Origin of the sequence: Undibacterium sp. 5I2 (assembly GCF_035019605.1) — a bacterium.
Taxonomy (GTDB): Bacteria; Pseudomonadota; Gammaproteobacteria; order Burkholderiales; family Burkholderiaceae_D; genus Undibacterium.
The window spans coordinates 12,207-33,399 of the sequence record NZ_JASJVS010000011.1; the positions used below are offsets into that span (position 1 = coordinate 12,207).

Below are 21,193 nucleotides of genomic sequence, written 5' to 3' on the forward strand. Positions count from 1 at the left end.
TGGATAACTGGCGCAAAATGTATGCACAAACAGGAAAATATGTTTTTTTTGCTAGATGAATAAACATTATTTCCACACTAATTTGTAACAAGTGCTAAAAAAAGTGCGTTGAATATGCTTTGTGGCAATAAAGTTCTTGAGTATAGAAGGATTTTTTCATTACCATCGTTGACATGATAAACGGAGGTGGTATGAGAATGCTGGACAAATGCTGGGCGGCAGGTTTGCTGTACTTGTTGGTGGCCGCTTTGCCGCTTACTGCTGCGGCCGACACGCTCGCGCACATCAAAGAGACGCAAACCGTGACGATTGCGTATCGCGAATCGTCGGTACCGTTTTCGTATTTGACGACGGGTAAAGTACCGATGGGTTACTCGATCGATGTCTGCCTGAAATTTGTCGACGCAATTAAAAAGGAATTGAAGTCGCCGGGCTTGAAAGTCAATTACGTTTCGGTCACACCGAGTACCCGGATTGCCATGATTGCCGAAGGCCATGCCGATATGGAGTGCGGCTCGACGACGAATAACGCAGAACGGCGTAAGCAAGTCAGTTTCATCATCCCCCATTTTTTCGCCGCGACGCGCATGATCGTGCGCAGTGATGCCGGCATCAAGAACTGGACCGATCTCAAAGATAAGAAAGTCGTGACGACCAAGGGCACTACCACGGTCAAGTTGCTCAATGACAGAGATAAGGCGCGCGGCTTGAACCTGCGCTTATTGGAAGGCAATGATCATGCCGAATCGTTTGGCATGGTAGAGAAGTTTTCGGCCGATGCGTTTACCATGGATGATGTGTTGCTATATGGTTTTCGTGCCAACAGCAGTCATCCCGACAAATTTGTCATCGTCGGCGATGCGCTGTCGACCGAACCGTATGGCATCGTCGTGCATAAAGAGGATGCGGCGTTCAAGGATTTGCTCGATCGCGAAATGGCGCGCATGATGAATGACGGCGAGCTCACGCGTCTGTATGATAAATGGTTTAAAAAAGCGATTCCGCCAAATGGCGTTAATTTGGCGATGCCGATGGGTTTTTTGCTGAGAGATAATATTCGCTTTCCTTCGGATAAAGTTGCCGACTGATGCGTAATTTTGAGGCTTTTTGGCGCTCGATTTTCTTTTCCAAGCACAGTAAAATTATTAAGATGTCTAGGCTTTGCTGTTTTGGTACGTGATAATACTTATCAAAACAGGTAAAAAAAGAAGCTTGTGACTGGCGTGCTTTGATAAACTGATTGTTATCAACTATTCTGATTTTACTTTGAGGAGACAGTATGAAAATGTTAAAAGTTTTGGCATTGATGGCGGCTGCGGGCTTGTTGGTCGGCACCGCTTCTGCCCAAGAAACAGGCACACTGAAGAAAATTAAAGAAACTGGCATCATTACGCTGGGCGTACGCGATTCCTCGATTCCCTTTTCGTATTTGGATGACAAACAATCGTATGAAGGTTATTCGATCGATTTGTGCATGAAAATCGTCACTTCGGTACAAAAACAACTGGGTTTGAGCTCACTCAATGTCAAGCTCAACCCTGTCACTTCCGCCACCCGTATCCCTTTGATGGCCAATGGCACCATCGATCTGGAATGCGGTTCGACGACTAATAACGTTGAACGCCAAAAGCAAGTTGCTTTTGCTCCAACCACGTTTGTCACAGCCAACCGGATTTTGTCGAAAAAAGCTGCGCACATCAAGACCTTGGCTGATTTGAAGGGCAAGTCTGTCGTATCGACTTCCGGTACCGCAAATCTGAAACAATTAACGCAGTTGAATGCCGATCAAAACTTGGGCATCACTATTTTGCCAGCCAAAGACCATGCGGAAGCCTTTCTGATGGTAGAAACCGGTCGTGCCGTCGCTTTCGTGATGGATGATATTTTGCTCGCTTCCTTGGCTGCCAATTCCAAGGCGCCAAGCGATTACGAAATCAGCAAAGAAGCTTTGTCGGTTGAACCATACGGCATCATGCTGCGCAAAGATGATCCTGCTTTCAAGAAAGCTGTCGATACAGCGATCAGCAATGTGTTGACTTCGGGCGACATCAACCGCATCTATGCGAAATGGTTCTTGCAACCGATTCCGCCTAAAGGCATTTCCATGAACTGGCCAATGTCTGATAATTTCAAGGCCGTAGTCGCCAAGCCAACTGATTCCGGTGAACCAGCAGCGTATGCTGCCGTACCTGAAGCACAGCAAGCGGTATTGAAAAAGAAAAAATAAAGCCGTTTTCGGTTAATGATCATCACAACGGGGGGCCTTGCTCGCTCCCCGTTTTGTTTGGTGCAAGCAAATGTCATCAATCTGAATCTGCCGTGCGCATGGTATGCGCTGACGGCAGTAAGTTTGTTTGGCCTGAGCGAGTGATGATGCTGGCAATCAAGGGAGGAGAGACATGAATTACAATTGGAACTGGAACATATTTTGGGAGGCGGCGCCAGATGGCGGCGGCAGCTATTTTGATTCGCTGATTTCAGGTTTGCTGTGGACCTTGGCAACAGCCGCCTTGGCTTGGATCATCGCCTTGGTCTTGGGTTCCATCGTCGGTACCATCCGTACGGGCCCCAACAAATGGGCGGCACGAATCGGCAATGCGTATGTGGAATTGTTCCGCAATATACCCTTGCTGGTGCAAATGTTCCTGTGGTATTTCGTCATGCCTGAACTGATGCCTACTGAGATAGGCAACTGGCTCAAGTCCATGCCGAATGCCCCATTCATCACGGCGGTATTGAGTCTGGGCTTTTTTACCTCGGCTCGCGTCGCGGTGCAGGTATCGACCGGCATCAATGCCCTGCCACGCGGCCAACGTATGGCTGGCACGGCGCTCGGCTTGAGCTTGCCGCAGACGTACCGCTATGTGTTGCTGCCTATGGCATTTCGCATCATCATTCCTTCGCTCACGAATGAAGTCGCGGCCATCATTAAAAACAGTTCGGTCGCCTTGACCATCGGTTTGATGGAATTGACGGCCAGCGCACGCTCGATGCAAGAGTTTTCATTTCAAGTCTTTGAAGCCTTTACTGCGGCGACCTTGATCTATCTGGCCGTTTCGGTGATCGCCATTGTCGCAGCGAATCTGTTGGAAAAATTCCTGGCGGTACCTGGCTTCATTACCTCTGGTTCTGCCAAATCGGGAGGACAATAAGCATGTTTGCCAATTTTGACTTTGATGTGATCCAGCGTTCCTGGGTCTATTTGTTTGCCACCGGCATGACGTTTACGCTCAAGCTGACTTTGATGGCGATGCTCGGTGGTACGGTACTCGGGACGTTTCTGGCGATGATGCGTTTGTCCAGCAATAAACTGGTGGCCGGTTTTGCGACCACCTATGTCAATATCATGCGTTCCGTTCCGCTGGTGTTGGTGATTTTTTGGTTCTACTTTCTGGTGCCGTATCTTGGTGCTTGGGTCACCGGTTCGAATGAACCGATGCAGGTGGGTGCCTTCTCTTCTTGCCTGATTACTTTCGTCATGTTTGAAGCTGCGTATTACTGCGAAATTATGCGCTCCGGGATACAGTCGATTCCGCGTGGACAAATTTGGGCTGGTTATGCGATGGGCATGAATTACTGGCAAACCATGGGGCATATTGTTTTGCCTCAGGCGTTCCGGAATATGATTCCGATTTTATTCACCCAAACCATCGTGCTGTTCCAAGACGTCTCGCTGGTGTATGTGTTATCGATTACCGACTTCGTCGGCGCCGCCTCGAAAGTGGCACAACGCGATGGCCGTTTGGTGGAGATGTATTCGTTTGTGGCCGTGGTGTATTTCATCATGTGTTTCGGCTTGTCGAGCCTGGTGAAAAAATTACAGCAAAAGGTAGCGATCATTCGCTAGATATTGGAGATACACATGATCAAATTAAATAATGTCAGCAAATGGTATGGTCAGTTTCAAGTTCTGACCGATTGCACTACCGAGGTCGCCAAAGGCGAAGTGGTGGTGGTGTGTGGCCCTTCCGGTTCCGGCAAGTCGACCCTGATCAAAACGGTCAATGGTTTGGAGCCGTTTCAAAAGGGTGAGATCACGGTTGAAGGTATTTCGGTCGGCGATCCTAAGACCAATCTATCCAAGCTGCGCGCGCGCATAGGCATGGTATTTCAGAACTTTGAATTGTTCCCGCATTTGACGATACGGCAGAATTTGACGCTGGGTCAGGTCAAAGTGCTCGGTCGTTCGGAAGATGAAGCGACTGAACGTGGTTTGAAATACCTTGATCGCGTCGGTCTGCTGGCGCAAAAAGATAAATTCCCGGGTCAATTGTCGGGTGGTCAGCAGCAACGTGTGGCCATCGCGCGTGCCCTGTCTATGGATCCGATCGCGATGTTGTTCGATGAGCCGACTTCGGCGCTCGATCCGGAAATGATCAATGAAGTGCTCGATGTGATGGTCGGCTTGGCGCAGGAAGGCATGACCATGATGGTGGTTACGCATGAAATGGGCTTTGCTAAAAAAGTCGCCAACCGTATCGTTTTCATGGATAAAGGTTTGATCGTTGAGGATTGTGCAAAAGAAGAATTTTTCACCAATGCGCGCTCCGAACGGGCTCGTGACTTCTTAGCGAAAATCATTACGAATTAAGTGGTGTAGAAAAAAATACTCCCGTGCCGCGCGCCCGGGAGTATTTTTTTTGAGCGCTCGCCACGATACGGGTAAAATATCGTACCACTCGTATTTGAACCGAAAGCTAGCCATGACTACTGCCGCTCCACTCACACTGACCCTCACCCGCCCCGATGACTGGCATTTGCATTTGCGCGATGGCGCGGCCTTGGCCAGCGTACTGCCGCATACGGCGGCGCAGTTTGCGCGGGCGATCGTCATGCCGAACTTGAAGCCGCCGGTCACTACGACGGCGCAGGCCGCAGCCTATCGCGAGCGGATCTTGGCAGCACTGCCAGCAGGCATGCAGTTTGAACCTTTGATGGCGCTGTACCTGACCAATGATACGCCGGCCGATGAAATTCGCCGTGCCAAGGACAGTGGTTTTGTCCACGCCGTGAAACTGTATCCAGCCGGTGCCACCACGAATTCTGCTGCCGGCGTGACCGATCTCACACAGTGCTATCGCACGCTCGAAGTGATGCAAGAACTCGGTATGCCGTTTCTGGTACATGGTGAAGTGACCGATCCCGACATCGATTTATTCGACCGCGAAGCGGTCTTCATCGAGCGTGTGATGCAGCCGCTGCGTCGTGATATGCCGGAATTGAAAGTGGTGTTCGAGCATATCACCACCAGCGAAGCCGCGGCTTACGTCAGTGAAGCGAGCGGTCCGGTGGCGGCGACGATTACGCCACATCATCTGCTGTACAACCGCAATGAAATTTTTAAAGGCGGCATCCGTCCGCATTACTACTGCTTGCCCGTGTTGAAGCGCGAAAGTCACCGGCTGGCGCTGCTGAAAGCCGCTACTTCCGGGAATCCGCGTTTCTTCCTCGGCACCGATTCCGCCCCGCACCCCAAGGGTTTGAAAGAACATGCCTGCGGTTGCGCCGGTTGTTATACCGCGTTGCATGCGATGGAATTGTATGCGCAAGCGTTTGAACAAGCTGGTGCGCTCGAACGTTTGGAAGGCTTCGCCAGTTTTCATGGGCCTGATTTTTATCAGTTACCGCGCAATACAGATACGCTGAGCTTGCAGCGTATCGATTGGGTGATGCCCGATGAATTGCCGTTTGCTGACACGAGCATCGTGCCGCTCAACAGCGGCGAGACGATACACTGGAAAATGCAGGCGGCATAAGCGCGATGTCGGCGCGTTTTTTTGATGGTATCGATTGGGCCGCACCGTGGTTTGACACCGTGCGCCCGGTCGCGCAACAAGTATTGGCGGCGGCCGATTGGCGCAGCGAGCTCAATCGCTTGGCGCAGACTATGCAATTGCAGAATCATGTAGGATTGCCGCTGCATTTTATCGCCCAGCAAGATTTACCCGAAGGCGTCGCTTATGAAGCGCATATCAGCGCCACCGGTGGCGTGCCGACGCGCGAGAATCTGCATGATTTTTTCAATGCCTTGGTATGGCTGACTTTTCCACTCATCAAACGCCAGCTCAATGCCTTGCAAGCGGCGCAGATTGCCGCCTTAGGGATAGGTAAATCGCGCGGCGCGGCGCGTGATGCCGCCACTATTTTTGATGAAAATGCCGCCGTGCTGGTGCTCGCCGATGGCGCGCTTGGCGATGCTTTGCTGGCTGCTTTACGCGCGCATCGTTGGCAAGAAGCGTTCATGGCGCAAGCCGAGGTATTCGGTCAAGCTGCCGAGCTGTGGAGTTTCGGTCATGCTTTGATGGAAAAGCTGGTGACACCTTATAAGGCGATTTGCGCCCACAGTTGGGTGCTGCGGGTCGATGCCGGGTATTTTCAACAAGCGCCCGATGTTCGCCTCGGCATCATCGATAGCGCCGTGGCAGCACAGTTGGCGCAGCATGCCCTGACTACCGCCGCGTATATGCCGCTGCCAGTGGCCGGCATTCCCGGCTGGGTGGCACAGCAGGATGCGGCATTTTATGCCGATGCGGCGGTGTTTCGGCCGGCTAAACGGATTGAGTGCGCATAATTCCCATGTCCGTGCCTTTGATGTGAGGGCGACAGATAAAAGTCTGTACGATCAAGGGGAGAACAGGAATATACGCTCAGTAGCAGAGGGCAAACAACTGAGCGCGGTGGTGGTGAGAAAATTGCTTCGATTACAGCTGATTGAGCAGCAACAAGTCATGGGCATGATGGATAGTGCCTTTGCCTTCGAGCCGAAACAGGCTGACCAATTGCGCTAATCCCTGCGCTTGGTCTTGCAAGGATACCGAAGCGGTAGCGGCTTCTTCTACCAGCGCCGAATTCTGCTGCGTGGTGTCATCCATTTCGGTGATCGCTTGATTGACTTGGGCAATGCCCAGGCTTTGTTCGCGGCTGGCATGGGTAATGTCATGCATGATGGTACTGACTTGCGCGATGCTGTCGACGATCTCACTCATGGTGCTGCCGGCTTGCGCGACCAGTTTGCTGCCGGCCTGCACTTGGGTGACTGAGTCGCCGATGAGGCGGCTGATTTCTTTGGCGGCGGCGGCACTGCGTTGCGCCAAATTGCGTACTTCGCTGGCAACGACGGCGAAGCCGCGTCCTTGGTCGCCTGCTCTGGCAGCCTCGACGGCGGCATTCAGGGCCAGAATATTGGTTTGAAACGCGATGCTGTCGATGACGCCGATGATCTCGGTAATTTTATGTGCGGACGCGTTTATTTCATGCATGGTTTGTACTACTTCGTGCACCACCGTTCCGCCTTTGGCGGCGACATCCGATGCCGAGGCCGCCAAGCGATTGGCTTGTTGCGCATTGTCGGAATTCTGTTTGACGGTGGCGTTGAGTTGCTCCATCGATGCCGCCGTTTGTTCGAGCGCGCTGGCTTGGGCTTCGGTGCGGGCTGACAGATCGAGATTGCCGGCGGCAATTTGATCGGAGGCGCTGGCAATGGTGTCGGTGCCGGACCGTACTTGACTGACCAGATGGGAAAGATTGTCGCGCATATGTTTCATTGTCGCCAGCAAGCTGCTGTGGTCGCCGTGGCGTAATTTGACTTCGACGCTGAGGTCGCCATCGGCAATGCGTGTTGCGATCGCTGCCGCATACGAGGGTTCGCCGCCTAGTTCTTGGAGCATGCTGCGAGCCAGCAGCCAGCTTGCCAGCGCACCGCACAGCAAGGCGCTGAAGCTGAGGATGAACAGCATGAGCTGGGTGCTCTGATAATTTTTTTCAATTTGCTGTGCCAAGTCATTCATGTGTGCGCGCTGCAGATCGAGTAAGTTTTTCAGCAGATTTTGATAATTGTTGGCCGCCGGTAGAAAAGCTGTGGCGATCAAGCCGTCGGCCTGCTGCGCATTTCCAGCCGCTTTTTCACTGACGATTTGTTCGCGTACCGCGATGTAAGCGCTGCGTTGTGCGCGAATTTCTTCAAACAGTTTTTTTTCGTCTGCATCGCTGAGCAAGGCTTCGACTTGATTTTGCATGGCCGTGGCACCATTGGCGGTAGCGGCAGCATCCTCAGCAAAAAAAGCGGCCAGCCTTGCGTCACTGCTCTTGGCAATGGCGGTGGTGCGCCGCACTGCTACTTGAATATAGCGATACCAGTCGGCGATCAAGCGTTCTTTCGCCAGCGGTTGCTGCATCATGATGCGGGTGTCATTGGTACTGGCGCGCAGTTTCCATTGGGCGAAACCGGTAGCAATAAACGATAAACAGAGAATCATGGCAAAGCAAAGGCCAAGCCGGGTGCTGATCTTGAGGTGTTGGGGCGTCATGGGTATTTTTGTTATTAGGTAGGCGTACCGAGTCGGGCGAATTTTTGTACGCAGGTGCGCGCATACCGCCGGGCATCGGCGGTCGTGCAGTAGACGTGAGGGCGATCAGGCGCCGGTGTCGGCGGCTTGTAGTAAAGCGTACAACTGATCTTTCAAACTGATACGGACTTTCTTCAGTGCTTCGAGGGCGGCATCGGCCAGATGCTCGACACCGGTTTCGGCACGATGGATAGCCTTATCGGTCTCATCATATTCGTCAAATAATTTGGCGAAATGGGCATTGCCGGTTTTGAGTGTATGGATTTGGTCTTTGAATTCTGGGAAATCAAGGGCTAATGAATGATTGTCAACTTGCATACCGACTCCTGATCAAATGAGGGAAATTCCTTGGGGCCGCACAGTGACTCCGTGCGCCCCAAGTATTTGATATCTTATTGGCATGTGTGAAACGGGTGCTGATCTAGATCAAGTTGAGCGCAAACAGTGCGCTCAAAGGGGATGATCGATTCAGACGCTGAGACGGCGCGCTTGATTTTGCTCTGACGGCAATTTGAAGATAGCCACCGCTTGGCTCAGTGAGAGCGCTTGATCTTTCATGCTCTCGGCCGCGGCCGCGGCTTGTTCTACCAGCGCGGCATTTTGCTGCGTCATTTCATCCATGTCGGCGATGGCGATGTTGATTTGTTCTATGCCATTGCTTTGTTCTGAACTGGCCGCACGCATATCGCGCATGATATCGGCCACGCGGCCGACGCTGCTGACGATGTCTTGCATGGTTTTACCGGCATCGTCGACGAGCAAGCTGCCTTGATCGACTTTGCCGACCGAATCATCGATCAATTGTTTGATTTCTTTGGCGGCGCTGGAGCTGCGGTGCGCCAGGTTTCTGACTTCCGAGGCGACGACGGCAAAGCCGCGGCCTTGTTCGCCGGCCCGCGCGGCTTCGACCGCGGCATTGAGGGCGAGGATATTGGTTTGGAAAGCGATGCCATCGATGACACTGATAATGTCGACGATTTTGCGTGAGCTGGCCTTGATCGATGCCATCGTCAACACCACTTGCCCGACTACTTGCCCACCTTTTTGCGCGACACTGCTGGCCGAGGTGACCAAGTCATTGGCCAGACCGGCATTGTCGGCATTCTTTCTGACTGTGTCGGTCAATTCTTCCATCGAGCTGGCGGTTTCTTCCAGCGAGCTCGCTTGTGACTCGGTACGGTTGGAGAGGTCGGAATTGCCGATGGCAATTTCTTGCGAGGCGACGGTGATGGCATCGGTGCCGGTTTTAATTTGAGCCACGGTGGTGAGCAGATTATTTTGCATCTGCGTCAGTGCACGTAATAATTCACCGATTTCATCGCTGGCCGAGGCATCGATGTGCAGGCTCAGATCGCTGTTGGCAATGCGGTTAGCCACGGTGACCGCCTGTTTGAGTGGGCCGATGATGCTGCGGGCAATCAGCCAAGCGGCGGCGGCACCGAGTGCGAGCGTGAGCAAGCCAACGATGAGCATGCTGGCCATGGAGCGATGATAATTGGTCAGCGATTCATCGTAAGCCGTTTGCATCGCCGTATGTTGTTGTTGCGCCAGCGATGACAGTTCGCCCGTCCATTTTTCATGCGGTGGCAGGAACTCGCTTTGCAGTGTTGCCGAGGCATCGAAGTAATTGCCTTCAGTAACCATGGTTTGGATTTTTTTGGCAATCCCCAGCACTTGTTGCTTGTCATCCAGCGCATGTTTCAAGGTGCTGATGCCGGCTTCATCGTCGATCAGCTTTTTCGCTGCTAACTCTGATTTTTCGTAGGCAGCCAGCAGTGCCGTCAAACGCTGTGATTCGCTTTTCGCTTCGGCCGAGTCGCGCGGCGCGCACATTTTTCGTAGCACCAGCGCCAGTCCGCGAGCTTGCTCGCGCATTTCGGTCGCGGCGGCCAGACTGGCGACTTTGGTTTGGAAAATGTATTCGGTCGAGGCATGTAACTGGCTCATTTTGAACAAGGCCAGCAGTAGCAAAGCACTGGTAAACAGCAAGACTGAACCGAAGCCAATCAAGAGGCGGATGCGAATGTTAACGTGAGCGAGTGCATTCATAATGAGTCTCAGTGTTGGGAAAAACAAACAATAAATTTTTTTTTGTGGACCAATCGGCACAGCAACAAAAAACCACCGCAATAGACTGTGAGCAAGGCTACCGGATGTACGGAAAACGATACGAAAAAGTCTGAATAATTATCTTATGCACAAAAAAAATTGTGCAATTGAATATAGAAAGCGTTTTCAGCGCGCGCAGTGATAGTTTGCGAAACGCAATACTTACTTTACTGGATTTTTCGCTAAATTGCTCAAATGAAAATCTGCTGAGGAGCGGGGGAGCGGGGGAGATGAGGTCGGCACCAGGCCGTCAGAGCGAACAGACAGCGCCGCCGTTGGCGGCACTGCGCAGGAAGTGCTGATTAATTATGGTTCGCGCAGCCAGATTTGCGAACGACCGAACAAGGGTGCCCCGATGTAACCACGCACATTGAGTTTTGTGGCGTTTTCCAAAAAGGACAGTTTGCTGCGATACAGCTTGCCGTTGGCCGGGTCGAGAATTTTTCCGCCGGTATATTCATCGCCATCTTTTTTCAAGCCGAACAAAATGGTCATGCCGATGATGGGCTGGTCTTTGTTCGCGCCTTCGCATTTGTCGCACTTCGGGTTGCTGTCGGCACCGGGTTCGAGAAACAGTTTTTCGATTTTTCCTTGTAATTCGCCAGCGTTGTCGCTGATGCGTATCAAGGCTTTCGGCTTGCCGCTTTTATCGTCTATGCTTTTCCACAACCCGACCGGAGAGTCTTGGGCATGTGCAGCGGGCGCGGTGGCCAGCGTTAACAACAAGGGAAGTATCAATGCCGGCAATGCGGCGGAGCGGAAAGTTTTCATGATGTCTCCAAGTGTGTGGATGTGATATATGGGAACGCCTGAGATCAATCTCTGATGCGCCCCTTGTCTCTTCAATCATTGTACGTGGCAGCACAGGCTGACCACGTACAAGAATTTTAGAGCAAGTCCTTTAAACTTGGTTCCGTCACAAATTATGCCGCCGCTAATTTGGCGTATTGCTCACGCAATTTCACCAGTGTTGCGGAGAAATTAGCCATGCGTTCTTTCTCTTGCTCGACTACCGCAGCCGGTGCCCGGGCGACGAAACTTTCATTGCCGAGCTTGGTGGCAGCTTTGCTGATTTCATTATCGAGGCGGGTGATTTCTTTGCCCAAACGCTCGCGCTCGGCAGCGACATCGATTTCGACCTTGAGCATGAGTTTGGTTTCGCCGACGATGGAGGTCGGTGCCGGTGATTCGGGCAATTGATCGACGACGTGCACCTCGGATAATTTCGCCAGTGCCAGCAGATATGGTGCGAAGGATTCCAAACGCAGCTTGTCGTTGGCATTGGCAGCTTGCAATAACAACGGTACCCGTAAGGCCGGGGATAATTGCATTTCACCGCGCAGATTGCGGCAGGCATCGGTCATGATTTTCAGCGCTTGCATCCAGGCTTCGGCTTCGACATCGATGTTGGCGGCCACGGCCAGCGGATAGGCTTGTAACATGATGGTGTCGCCGGCTGGATTGAGTTGTTTGCCAGCCAGCGGTGCCACGGTTTGCCACAGTTCTTCGGTGACAAATGGAATTACCGGATGGGCCAGACGCAAAGTGACTTCGAGTACGCGCAACAGTGTGCGGCGGGTGGCGCGTTGTTGCGCTTCGCTGCCGTGCTGTACCTGAACTTTGGCCACTTCGAGATACCAGTCACAATATTCATCCCAAACGAATTTATATATGGCTGAGGCGATGTTATCGAAACGGTAGTCGGCGAAGCCTTTTTCGATCTCACTTTCGCTGCGCTGCAAAGTCGAGATGATCCAGCGATCTGCGGCCGAGTACTCGAGTTCCGGCGCATTCTGCTCGTAAGCAAATCCGCAGTCTTTGCCTTCGGTGTTCATCAATACGAAACGCGTGGCATTCCAGAGTTTGTTACAGAAATTGCGATAGCCTTCGCAGCGACCGAGATCGAAATTGATGTTACGACCGAGCGAGGCATAGCTGGCCATGGTGAAGCGCAGCGCATCGGTGCCGTAGGCTGGAATGCCATCGGCGAATTCTTTGCGCGTGGCTTTTTCTATCGCACTCGCTTGCTTCGGATTCATCAAGCCGACCGTGCGCTTGGCCACCAGGGCATCGAGTTCTATGCCGTCGATCAAATCGATCGGGTCGAGCGTATTGCCCTTCGATTTAGACATTTTCTGGCCACTGGAATCGCGCACCAAACCATGGATGTAGACGGTGTTGAACGGTACTTTTCCGGTGAAGTGAGTGGTCATCATGACCATGCGCGCGACCCAGAAGAAAATGATGTCGAAACCGGTAACCAGCACCGAGGAGGGCAGGAAGTGTTGCATGTCCGGGGTTTCGGCTGGCCAGCCCATGGTTGAGAATGGCACTAAGGCCGAAGAGAACCAGGTATCGAGCACATCTTGGTCGCGTGTGAGTGTGCCGTGATAGCCAGCTGCTGTGGCTTGACTGCGCGCCGCTGCTTCATCGCGGGCGACGAACAGTTCGCCGTTGTCGCCGTACCAAGCTGGAATCTGATGGCCCCACCACAATTGACGCGAAATACACCAATCTTGGATATTGTTGAGCCAGTGATTGTAGGTGGTGGTCCAATTTTCCGGGACGAATTTGATTTCGCCATCGGCAACTTTTTGCAATGCCACTTCAGCGATCGATTTGCCGGGAAAGTGTGTGCCTTCCGGGGCGGCCTTACTCATTGCCATGAACCATTGATCTGTCAGCATCGGTTCGATGATGGTATTGGTACGATCACCGCGTGGCACCATGAGTTTATGTGGTTTAACTTCAGCCAACAAACCTTGGGCATCGAGGTCGGCTACAACTTGTTTTCTGGCAACGAATCTATCCATGCCTTGGTAGGCCAGCGGGGCATTCTCGTTGATCTTGGCTTCGAGTGTCATGATGGAAATCAATTCCAAACCATGGCGCTGTCCGACGGCATAATCGTTGAGATCATGCGCCGGGGTGATTTTGACGCAGCCGGTGCCGAATTCTTTGTCGACATAGCTGTCGGCGATGAGAGGGATTTCGCGCTCGGTCAGTGGCAATTTCAGCAGTTTGCCGACCAAATGGGCGTAGCGCTCGTCGGTCGGGTCGACCGCCACGGCGACGTCGCCGAGCAGGGTTTCCGGCCGTGTGGTGGCAACGGTCAAGTGGCCGCTGCCATCGGCGAATGGATAGCGGATGTGCCACATGAAGCCATCTTCTTCTTCCGAGATGACTTCGAGGTCAGAGACCGCCGTGCCGAGTACCGGATCCCAGTGTACCAAGCGTTTGCCACGGTAAATCAGACCTTGTTCGACCAGACGCACGAATACTTCCGTCACTGATTGCGAGCGTTCGGCATCCATGGTGAAGTATTCACGGTCCCAGTCGGCCGAAGCGCCGAGGCGGCGCATTTGGCCGGTGATGCTGGAACCCGATTTTTCTTTCCATTCCCAGACTTTTTCGAGGAATTTTTCGCGGCCGAGATCGTGGCGCGATATTTTCTGGGCATCGAGTTGTCGTTCTACTACGATTTGGGTAGCGATGCCGGCGTGGTCGGTGCCGGGAATCCAGGCGGTATTGTAGCCACGCATACGGTAATAACGTGTCAAGCCATCCATGATGGTTTGGTTGAACGCATGGCCCATGTGCAAGGTGCCGGTAACATTCGGCGGTGGCAGTTGGATTGAGAACGATGGTTTGCCGTCATCCATGCTGGCAGCAAAATAGCCGCGCTGTTCCCAAGTAGTACGCCAGTTTTTTTCTATGTCGGCCGGTTCGAAAGACTTCGCTAGTTCCATGATTGTCTGCTGTTAGTGTGGGCAATCGTTGATTATAAAGGACAGTGGCGCTGCACATACCGCTATCGGCACGGTTTTGCGCGTCTGAGCGTGGGAAAACTGTGGGACTTTGACGACGTGAACGCGGCAAACCCTGCGTTTCGCAGCAATTTTTTTACCTTGTTCACGTATGATGTTAGGATGAAAACTCGGCGTTCCCCATTTATTGTTTGTCTATTTCTCCATGCTCAATAAAAAGTTTTCGTTTGTGCCCGCGTTGTGCCTACTGTTCTTACTCAATTTGGCAGTATTGAGTCAGACGGTACGCGCCGACGAGCAGGCGGAAATTGCTTATATTGCCACGATGATGAGTTTGGCCGATACCGATAACGCCGAAGCCTTGAAACGTTTGGATGCGTATCAGCGCAAGCATGCCGGGGCTTCTGCGCGCTTGCGCTTGGAATTACTCAAAGCCTTGGCCAGCGTGTATTTCGACGCCGGCAATATGAGTGCTGGCGCGCCAGTCTTGCAAGAGTTGGCCAGTCTGGCCGAGCGTGAACATGATGAAGATGGCCGCAACTTGGCGCAAATCATGGCGAGTTACCAAGCGATCGATGGCAGTGAACCGGATAAAGGTTTGAAGCAATTGCATCAAATCTTGGCCAATCTTTCGGCTAAGGCCAGTCCCGAAGTGCGCATGTATTTGCATAGCGCCTTAGGACGTGCTTACTATGTGATGGGCAATTTCGATCTTGCGCTCAAGTATTATCTGCAAGCACTGAGCTTGACTGATACCTTGCCGTATCATCAGGTTGAGAGCCGTTTACGACGTCTCGACGCCATCGCCAAGCTCTATACCAGCATGAAAGATCCGGAAAAAGCCTTAGCCACAGTCGAAGAGGCATTTGAGATTTCACCGCTGGCACGCACACCGAAAATTCTGGCCTCGCTGAGTATCAGTCAAGGTATTGCCTACACCGATTTACATCGCAACAAGGAAGCGATTGCTGCGTATCAACGGGCTTTGAAAATTTCGCGTGAAGCCGGCATGGCTTCGTTGGAAGTGATGAGCCTCCTCAATATCAGTGATTACTATCTGGTGTTGGCCGATTACAAAAATGCCGAATTGTATGCCCGCAAGAGTCTGCCGAAAGCCGAAACTATCGGTGATTCGCACATGATTGCCGTAGCCAAAGCTAACCTCGGCTTCGCTCTGGCTGGGCAAGGCAAAGTCGAGCAGGGGGTGGAATTGATCAACGCGGTCGTGCAAGCATTTCTTGCCGCCGATTTGAAAACCGATGCCGAGTCTTTGCTCGGTGAATTGGCCGGTACCTATGAAAAAGCCGGCATGTATCGCGAAGCGCTGGCGCGCTTGCGCCAGCAACAAGCACTCAGTGATGAATTATTTCGTGCCGACCGCTCGAAAGCAGTGGCCAGCTTGCAAGAGTCGTTCAATGCCGAGCAGCGGCAAAAGCAGATTCAATTGCTGGCGAAAGAAAATGCTTTGAAGGACGCCGATATCCGTAACCATCGCTTGCAACAACTGGTCGCTTTGCTGGCCGCCGCTTTGATGGTGCTGGTCGCTTGCTGTGGATTTTTACTGTATCGGCGCGTGCAGCGTATCAATAAGCAATTGCGTGAAGCCAATACTCAGCTGGAATTTCATGCCATTCGTGATCCGCTGACCGGCTTGCATAACCGCCGCGCATTCTTGGAAATGATGAAGCTCCGTGTGGCCGAGGCTCAAGCCGAGCGGCGTGACGGCAGCGACGATTATCCGGCTTGTTTGATTTTGCTCGATATCGATCACTTCAAGCAAATTAATGACAGCCTCGGCCATGCCGCTGGGGACACGGTATTAATCGAAGTGGCGGCACGTTTGCGCAAGGCGGTGCGCGATACGGATATGATTTTGCGTTGGGGAGGAGAAGAGTTTCTGGTATTTTCACCGAAATCGAACCCGGCACAGATAGCCGGTTTGGTCGAGCGAGTCTTGTACTCGGTCGGGGCCGAAACGATCTGCGTTAGTGAGCGGCAACTTCAGGTGACGCTGACGGCTGGGTTTATTTTACTGCCATTTTCTGATGTCGATGAAAACTTGTTCGGTTGGCAAAAAGCCTTGCAGATTGCCGATATGGCGCTGTATTTGGGCAAAGCCAACGGCCGTAATCGCGCGTATGGGGTAACGGCCTTGCTGCAGCCGGCCGCCATCGTGTTGCCACTGTTGGAAGAAGATTTGGCGGCGGCGGTGGCGGCCGGCATGCTCGAACTCGTGGAAGTCGCCGGGCCGATGAAGCTCGATTTGGCACAAATAAAAAGCGCCTGAGGCAAACAAGGGCCTGGCACATTTGCGCTATTGTTTCTAATTGCGGCTATAATGCGCTCTGTTGTGACAGACCAGTCCGTACTGGGCGGTTTGAATTTCAACAATGCTAGGGGTCCTGACATCATGCTGATGTCGGGTGAGAAATACCCTCGAACCTGATCTGGATAATGCCAGCGAAGGGAAGCCGCTGTAAGCGAACGCACGCATTGGTAACACGTGCTTGACGGTCGCCCAGAACCTCCTTTGCTGGCTCCATGCCAACAAGCAAACGGAGCCAAAAATGAATGACCACTCTCAATTTTCATCTGCCACCGCGACGGTCGACCAAGCGGCGATTCAGCCCTTACCGAATTCTCGCAAAATCTATTTAACCGGCAGCCGCCCCGACCTGCGCGTACCGATGCGCCAAATTACCCAGTCCGATACGCCGGCCATGTTCGGCTCGGAAAAAAATCCACCGATTTACGTCTACGATACTTCCGGCCCCTATACCGATCCGGCGATTGCCATCGATATACGCTCAGGCTTGCCGGCGCTGCGCGCAGCCTGGATTGCCGAGCGCAATGACAGCGAAACCTTGAGCGGACCAAGTTCCGAATACGGCGTGGCACGCCTGAATGATCCACAATTGGCAGCCTTGCGTTTCAATTTGCAAAGGCAGCCGCGGCGTGCTTTGGCGGGAAAAAATGTCAGCCAAATGCACTATGCCCGTCAAGGCATCATCACGCCGGAAATGGAATTCGTGGCGATTCGTGAAAATCTCAATCGGCGCCAGTATCTGGCCGAGTTGCAGGCGTCCGGACCGCTAGGTAATAAGCTCGCTGAATTGATGGGGCGGCAACATCCGGGGCAATCCTTCGGTGCTGCTATTCCGGCGGAAATTACGCCGGAATTCGTGCGCTCTGAAATCGCCCGCGGCCGTGCGATTATTCCGAATAATATCAACCATCCGGAAAGCGAACCGATGATCATCGGCCGCAATTTCCTCGTTAAAATTAATGCCAATATCGGTAATTCTGCCCTCACTTCTTCCATTGGTGAAGAAGTGGAAAAAATGACTTGGGCGATACGCTGGGGTGGTGACAATGTGATGGATCTGTCCACCGGCAAGCACATTCATGAAACGCGTGAATGGATCATCCGCAATTCGCCGGTACCTATCGGTACCGTGCCGATTTACCAAGCGCTGGAAAAGGTCAACGGTAAGGCCGAAGATTTGAGCTGGGAAATTTTCCGCGACACCCTGATCGAACAAGCCGAGCAAGGCGTCGATTACTTCACGATTCACGCCGGGGTACGCTTGCAGTATGTGCCGTTGACGGCCAAACGCATGACTGGCATTGTTTCGCGCGGCGGCTCCATCATGGCCAAGTGGTGTTTGGCCCATCATCGCGAGAGTTTTCTCTACGAGCATTTTGAAGATATTTGCGACATCATGAAAGCCTATGATGTCTCGTTCAGTCTTGGCGATGGTTTGCGGCCCGGTTCGATTTACGATGCTAACGATGAAGCCCAGCTCGGCGAATTGAAAACCCTCGGTGAACTGACCCAAATCGCGTGGAAACATGATGTGCAGGTGATGATAGAAGGCCCAGGCCATGTGCCCATGCATTTGATCAAAGAGAATATGGATTTGCAGCTTGAGCAATGTCACGAAGCGCCGTTTTACACCCTTGGCCCTTTGACTACCGATATTGCTCCCGGTTATGACCACATCACCTCGGGTATCGGTGCCGCGCAAATCGCTTGGTATGGTACGGCGATGTTGTGCTATGTCACGCCGAAAGAGCATCTCGGCTTGCCCAATAAAGCCGATGTCAAGGATGGCATCATCACCTACAAAATCGCCGCGCATGCGGCCGACTTGGCCAAAGGCCATCCGGGCGCGCAGATACGCGACAATGCCTTGTCGAAAGCGCGTTTCGAATTCCGCTGGGATGATCAATTCAACATTGGCCTCGATCCTGATAAGGCGCGTGAATTCCACGATGAAACTTTGCCCAAGGATTCTGCCAAGGTAGCGCATTTCTGTTCGATGTGCGGGCCGCATTTCTGTTCGATGAAGATCACCCAGGAAGTACGCGATTACGCCGCCAAACAAGGGATTTCCGAGATTGCTGCGCTGAAGCAAGGGATGGAGGTGAAAGCGGTGGAATTCATCCGCTCCGGCGCTGAAATTTATAAGAAGCAATAAGCATGATGGCGCTGCAATTGAACGGGGCGCCGCATCGGCTGCCCCTCGGTAGCCGTCTCGACCAGCTCATCGCCAGTTTGGATTTGGCGCAGCAAGCGATTGCGGTGGCTGTCAATCGCCGCATCATTGCGCGTTCACTGTGGAGCACGCACTTGCTGCAGGACGGCGATCAGGTCGAGGTGGTGCGTGCCATCGGCGGCGGTTGAGTGCGCAAGCCATGACTGAAAATACAAGGATACCCCATGCAAAACAATGATCCCCAAGCCGGCTTGACTATTGCCGGCAAGACTTACCGCTCGCGCCTCTTGGTTGGCAGCGGTAAATACCAAGACTTGGCGCAAACGCGCGCGGCCACGCTGGCCAGTGGTGCTGACATCATCACGGTGGCGATTCGCCGTGTCAACATCGGCCAAGACCCGCATGCGCCGAGTTTGCTCGATGTGGTGCCGCGCTCGGAATTCACGATTTTGCCGAATTCAGCCGGTTGCTACAACGCTGACGATGCGGTCTACACGCTGCAACTCGGTCGTGAACTCTTGGGCGGACACAAGCTGTGCAAGCTCGAAGTGCTCGGTGATGAGCGCAGCTTGTTTCCAAATATGCCAGAAACCCTCAAGGCTGCGAAAATTCTGGTGCAAGATGGCTTCGATGTGATGGTCTATTGCAGCGACGATCCGATTCAAGCGCGCATGCTGGAAGATCTAGGCTGTGTGGCGGTGATGCCGCTGGCCTCGCTGATCGGCTCCGGCATGGGCATACTTAATCCGTGGAATTTGTCGCTCATCATCGAACAGGCTACGGTACCGGTGCTGGTCGATGCCGGTGTCGGTACGGCGTCTGATGCGGCACTGGCGATGGAGCTTGGTTGCGATGGCGTGTTAATGAACAGTGCTATCGCTTTGGCGCGTGAGCCACTGCGCATGGCACGCGCGATGGGCTTGGCCGTCGAGGCCGGGCGCGAAGCGTTTTTGGCCGGACGCATGGCGCGCAAATTTGCCGCTTCGCCCTCGTCGCCGATGGCCGGGCGGGTGGTCGGATGAGTGCTCCTCAGCCTGCGCCGCAGCGTCCCTGCGTGTTGGTGTTTGCCGGTCATGATCCCAGCGGTGGGGCCGGCATTGCCGCCGACATCGAAGCCATCGCGGCGCAGGGCGCGCACGCGCTCACGATCATCACGGCGCTGACGGTGCAAGATAATGAACACGTGTATGCGCTGCAGGCGGTCGATACGCAGATCATCTTGCAGCAAGCGCTGACCTTGACGGCCAAGATACCGTTGTCGGTGATCAAAATCGGCATCGTCGCGCATCAGCAAAATGCCGCCGCGATTGCCCGTTTTATAATCGCCTTGCGGCAACGTCAGCCGGCTCTGCAAGTGATACTCGATCCGGTGCTCGGCAGTGGTCGTGGCGACAGTTTGTCGCTCGACGATGCGGTAGCGGCGCTGGCCCCGCTGTTAGCCGTTGCTACGCTGATCACGCCGAACTTGCCGGAATTGGCGCGGCTGGCAGCCAATGCTGAGGGTACGGCCGCGCAGGTGGCGGCCTTGATGCGGCAAAGTCCTGCCGATGTGCTGGTCAAAGGCGGTCATGCCGATGAAGCGCAGGTACACAATGTGTTCTATCGCTCGCAACAATTGACGGCCGCACGCAGTTGGCAGTGGCCGCGTCTGGATAGGCAATTTCACGGCAGCGGCTGTACCCTGGCGGCGGCCATCAGCGCTGCGCTGGCTGTCGGTATGTCACTCGAGCAAGCGCTTGATACGGCGCAAATTTTTACCCAGCGTAGTTTGGCACAAGCGTATGCGATTGCAGACGGTCAATTGATTCCGGCACGTCATTTTTAAGGACCTCCTTTATGTACCCATTACGCGGTTTGTATCTGGTCACCCCCGATTGGGACGATACCGAACAATTGCTCGCCGTGAGCGAGCAGGCTTTGCAAGGCGGCGCGCAGCTTTTACAGTATCGCCACAAAACCGCCGGTCTGGCGCAGCGGCGCGAGCAAGCTGCGGCCTTGTTGCGCTTATGCAGACGTTACGGCATAGCCTGCATCATCAATGATCATCTGGACTTGTGTCAGGAACTCGATGCCGATGGGGTGCATGTCGGTGGCACCGATCTGGCACCGGCGCAGGTGCGCGCGGCACTCGGACCCGATAAAATCGTCGGCGCTTCCTGTTACGGCGATCTGGCGCTGGCGCAGCAGGCCGCGGCAGCCGGGGTCAGCTATCTGGCCTTCGGCGGCTTTTATCCCTCGCGGGTGAAACAGTATGCGGTCGGTACCCCGGCCGACCTCGTTAGCCAGGCGCAACAGCGCTGGAATCTGCCCTGTGTGGTCATAGGCGGCATGACGGTAGATAATTGTCAGCCCTTGATCGCGCGCGGCAGCGCGATGGTGGCCGTGATCAGCAGCGTGTATTCGGTGCCCGACCCGGGTGCCGCCGCGCGCAGCTTCGCCGCCTTGTTTTGAGGCGCGCAAGGGCGGCGCAGTC

18 protein-coding genes and 1 riboswitch are annotated in these 21,193 nt (G+C 53.6%); of the genes, 13 read left to right on the forward strand and 5 right to left on the reverse strand.

The window, feature by feature from the left end:
• The first annotated feature begins 191 nt into the window (after nt 1–191).
• From QN359_RS05960 to QN359_RS05990, 7 genes are all read left to right on the forward strand, one after another.
• The gene (locus QN359_RS05960) at nt 192–1,088 is read left to right on the forward strand and encodes an amino acid ABC transporter substrate-binding protein (protein WP_322250703.1); all 897 of its coding nucleotides are present in this window, start codon (nt 192–194) and stop codon (nt 1,086–1,088) included.
• A 191-nt stretch (nt 1,089–1,279) separates the two neighbouring features.
• Nucleotides 1,280–2,227 (forward strand): amino acid ABC transporter substrate-binding protein, encoded by a 948-nt coding sequence (locus QN359_RS05965; protein ID WP_322250704.1) that lies wholly within the window; start codon nt 1,280–1,282, stop codon nt 2,225–2,227.
• Between the two features lie 172 nt (nt 2,228–2,399).
• Complete coding sequence (locus QN359_RS05970; protein ID WP_322250705.1) at nt 2,400–3,152, forward strand: amino acid ABC transporter permease; 753 nt, start codon at nt 2,400–2,402, stop codon at nt 3,150–3,152.
• 2 nt (nt 3,153–3,154) lie between these two features.
• Nucleotides 3,155–3,847, forward strand: coding sequence for an amino acid ABC transporter permease (locus QN359_RS05975; RefSeq protein ID WP_322250706.1), 693 nt, complete (start codon nt 3,155–3,157; stop codon nt 3,845–3,847).
• Between the two features lie 15 nt (nt 3,848–3,862).
• A complete protein-coding gene (locus QN359_RS05980; RefSeq protein WP_322250707.1) occupies nt 3,863–4,591 on the forward strand; it encodes an amino acid ABC transporter ATP-binding protein in 729 nt (242 codons plus the stop codon).
• A 112-nt stretch (nt 4,592–4,703) separates the two neighbouring features.
• Entirely contained in the window at nt 4,704–5,756 is a 1,053-nt protein-coding gene (pyrC, locus tag QN359_RS05985; RefSeq protein WP_322250708.1) for a dihydroorotase, read from the forward strand.
• A gap of 5 nt (nt 5,757–5,761) precedes the next feature.
• Nucleotides 5,762–6,571, forward strand: coding sequence for a DUF3025 domain-containing protein (locus QN359_RS05990; RefSeq protein WP_322250709.1), 810 nt, complete (start codon nt 5,762–5,764; stop codon nt 6,569–6,571).
• A 130-nt stretch (nt 6,572–6,701) separates the two neighbouring features.
• Here QN359_RS05990 and QN359_RS05995 read toward each other — a convergent pair whose 3' ends face one another.
• From QN359_RS05995 to QN359_RS06015, 5 genes are all read right to left on the reverse strand, one after another.
• Nucleotides 6,702–8,306: a methyl-accepting chemotaxis protein gene (locus QN359_RS05995; protein WP_322250710.1), complete on the reverse strand. Its 1,605-nt coding sequence runs from the start codon at nt 8,304–8,306 to the stop codon at nt 6,702–6,704.
• 105 nt (nt 8,307–8,411) lie between these two features.
• Nucleotides 8,412–8,663: a YdcH family protein gene (locus QN359_RS06000; protein ID WP_322250711.1), complete on the reverse strand. Its 252-nt coding sequence runs from the start codon at nt 8,661–8,663 to the stop codon at nt 8,412–8,414.
• Between the two features lie 150 nt (nt 8,664–8,813).
• A complete protein-coding gene (locus QN359_RS06005) occupies nt 8,814–10,394 on the reverse strand; it encodes a methyl-accepting chemotaxis protein (protein ID WP_322250712.1) in 1,581 nt (526 codons plus the stop codon).
• A gap of 366 nt (nt 10,395–10,760) precedes the next feature.
• Entirely contained in the window at nt 10,761–11,225 is a 465-nt protein-coding gene (locus QN359_RS06010) for a DUF2147 domain-containing protein (protein ID WP_322250713.1), read from the reverse strand.
• Between the two features lie 152 nt (nt 11,226–11,377).
• Nucleotides 11,378–14,203, reverse strand: a complete 2,826-nt coding sequence (locus QN359_RS06015; protein ID WP_322250714.1) for a valine--tRNA ligase — start codon at nt 14,201–14,203, stop codon at nt 11,378–11,380.
• Between the two features lie 223 nt (nt 14,204–14,426).
• Here QN359_RS06015 and QN359_RS06020 point away from each other — a divergent pair, with 223 nt between their 5' ends.
• The 6 genes from QN359_RS06020 to thiE all read left to right on the forward strand — a co-directional run bounded on the left by QN359_RS06020 (nt 14,427) and on the right by thiE (nt 21,171).
• The gene (locus QN359_RS06020; RefSeq protein WP_322250715.1) at nt 14,427–16,508 is read left to right on the forward strand and encodes a diguanylate cyclase; all 2,082 of its coding nucleotides are present in this window, start codon (nt 14,427–14,429) and stop codon (nt 16,506–16,508) included.
• Nucleotides 16,509–16,606: 98 nt separating this feature from the next.
• Nucleotides 16,607–16,707: riboswitch (TPP riboswitch) on the forward strand.
• Between the two features lie 81 nt (nt 16,708–16,788).
• Entirely contained in the window at nt 16,789–18,702 is a 1,914-nt protein-coding gene (gene thiC, locus QN359_RS06025) for a phosphomethylpyrimidine synthase ThiC (RefSeq protein WP_322250716.1), read from the forward strand.
• A 2-nt stretch (nt 18,703–18,704) separates the two neighbouring features.
• Entirely contained in the window at nt 18,705–18,908 is a 204-nt protein-coding gene (thiS, locus tag QN359_RS06030) for a sulfur carrier protein ThiS (protein ID WP_322250717.1), read from the forward strand.
• A 36-nt stretch (nt 18,909–18,944) separates the two neighbouring features.
• Nucleotides 18,945–19,742: a thiazole synthase gene (locus tag QN359_RS06035; protein WP_322250718.1), complete on the forward strand. Its 798-nt coding sequence runs from the start codon at nt 18,945–18,947 to the stop codon at nt 19,740–19,742.
• A complete protein-coding gene (gene thiD, locus QN359_RS06040; RefSeq protein WP_322250719.1) occupies nt 19,739–20,545 on the forward strand; it encodes a bifunctional hydroxymethylpyrimidine kinase/phosphomethylpyrimidine kinase in 807 nt (268 codons plus the stop codon). Before QN359_RS06035 ends, thiD begins: the two co-directional genes overlap by 4 nt.
• A gap of 11 nt (nt 20,546–20,556) precedes the next feature.
• Complete coding sequence (gene thiE / locus QN359_RS06045) at nt 20,557–21,171, forward strand: thiamine phosphate synthase (protein ID WP_322250720.1); 615 nt, start codon at nt 20,557–20,559, stop codon at nt 21,169–21,171.
• Nucleotides 21,172–21,193 lie beyond the last annotated feature (22 nt).

Excerpts from the sequence above, each read along its gene's own strand:
- QN359_RS05960 (WP_322250703.1), top strand. The coding sequence starts at position 192 with ATGAGAATGCTGGACAAATGCTGGGCGGCAGGTTTGCTGTACTTGTTG.
- QN359_RS05965 (WP_322250704.1), top strand. The coding sequence starts at position 1,280 with ATGAAAATGTTAAAAGTTTTGGCATTGATGGCGGCTGCGGGCTTGTTG.
- QN359_RS05970 (WP_322250705.1), top strand. The coding sequence starts at position 2,400 with ATGAATTACAATTGGAACTGGAACATATTTTGGGAGGCGGCGCCAGAT.
- QN359_RS05975 (WP_322250706.1), top strand. The coding sequence starts at position 3,155 with ATGTTTGCCAATTTTGACTTTGATGTGATCCAGCGTTCCTGGGTCTAT.
- QN359_RS05980 (WP_322250707.1), top strand. The coding sequence starts at position 3,863 with ATGATCAAATTAAATAATGTCAGCAAATGGTATGGTCAGTTTCAAGTT.
- pyrC (WP_322250708.1), top strand. The coding sequence starts at position 4,704 with ATGACTACTGCCGCTCCACTCACACTGACCCTCACCCGCCCCGATGAC.
- QN359_RS05990 (WP_322250709.1), top strand. The coding sequence starts at position 5,762 with ATGTCGGCGCGTTTTTTTGATGGTATCGATTGGGCCGCACCGTGGTTT.
- QN359_RS05995 (WP_322250710.1), bottom strand. The coding sequence starts at position 8,306 with ATGACGCCCCAACACCTCAAGATCAGCACCCGGCTTGGCCTTTGCTTT.
- QN359_RS06000 (WP_322250711.1), bottom strand. The coding sequence starts at position 8,663 with ATGCAAGTTGACAATCATTCATTAGCCCTTGATTTCCCAGAATTCAAA.
- QN359_RS06005 (WP_322250712.1), bottom strand. The coding sequence starts at position 10,394 with ATGAATGCACTCGCTCACGTTAACATTCGCATCCGCCTCTTGATTGGC.
- QN359_RS06010 (WP_322250713.1), bottom strand. The coding sequence starts at position 11,225 with ATGAAAACTTTCCGCTCCGCCGCATTGCCGGCATTGATACTTCCCTTG.
- QN359_RS06015 (WP_322250714.1), bottom strand. The coding sequence starts at position 14,203 with ATGGAACTAGCGAAGTCTTTCGAACCGGCCGACATAGAAAAAAACTGG.
- QN359_RS06020 (WP_322250715.1), top strand. The coding sequence starts at position 14,427 with ATGCTCAATAAAAAGTTTTCGTTTGTGCCCGCGTTGTGCCTACTGTTC.
- thiC (WP_322250716.1), top strand. The coding sequence starts at position 16,789 with ATGAATGACCACTCTCAATTTTCATCTGCCACCGCGACGGTCGACCAA.
- thiS (WP_322250717.1), top strand. The coding sequence starts at position 18,705 with ATGATGGCGCTGCAATTGAACGGGGCGCCGCATCGGCTGCCCCTCGGT.
- QN359_RS06035 (WP_322250718.1), top strand. The coding sequence starts at position 18,945 with ATGCAAAACAATGATCCCCAAGCCGGCTTGACTATTGCCGGCAAGACT.
- thiD (WP_322250719.1), top strand. The coding sequence starts at position 19,739 with ATGAGTGCTCCTCAGCCTGCGCCGCAGCGTCCCTGCGTGTTGGTGTTT.
- thiE (WP_322250720.1), top strand. The coding sequence starts at position 20,557 with ATGTACCCATTACGCGGTTTGTATCTGGTCACCCCCGATTGGGACGAT.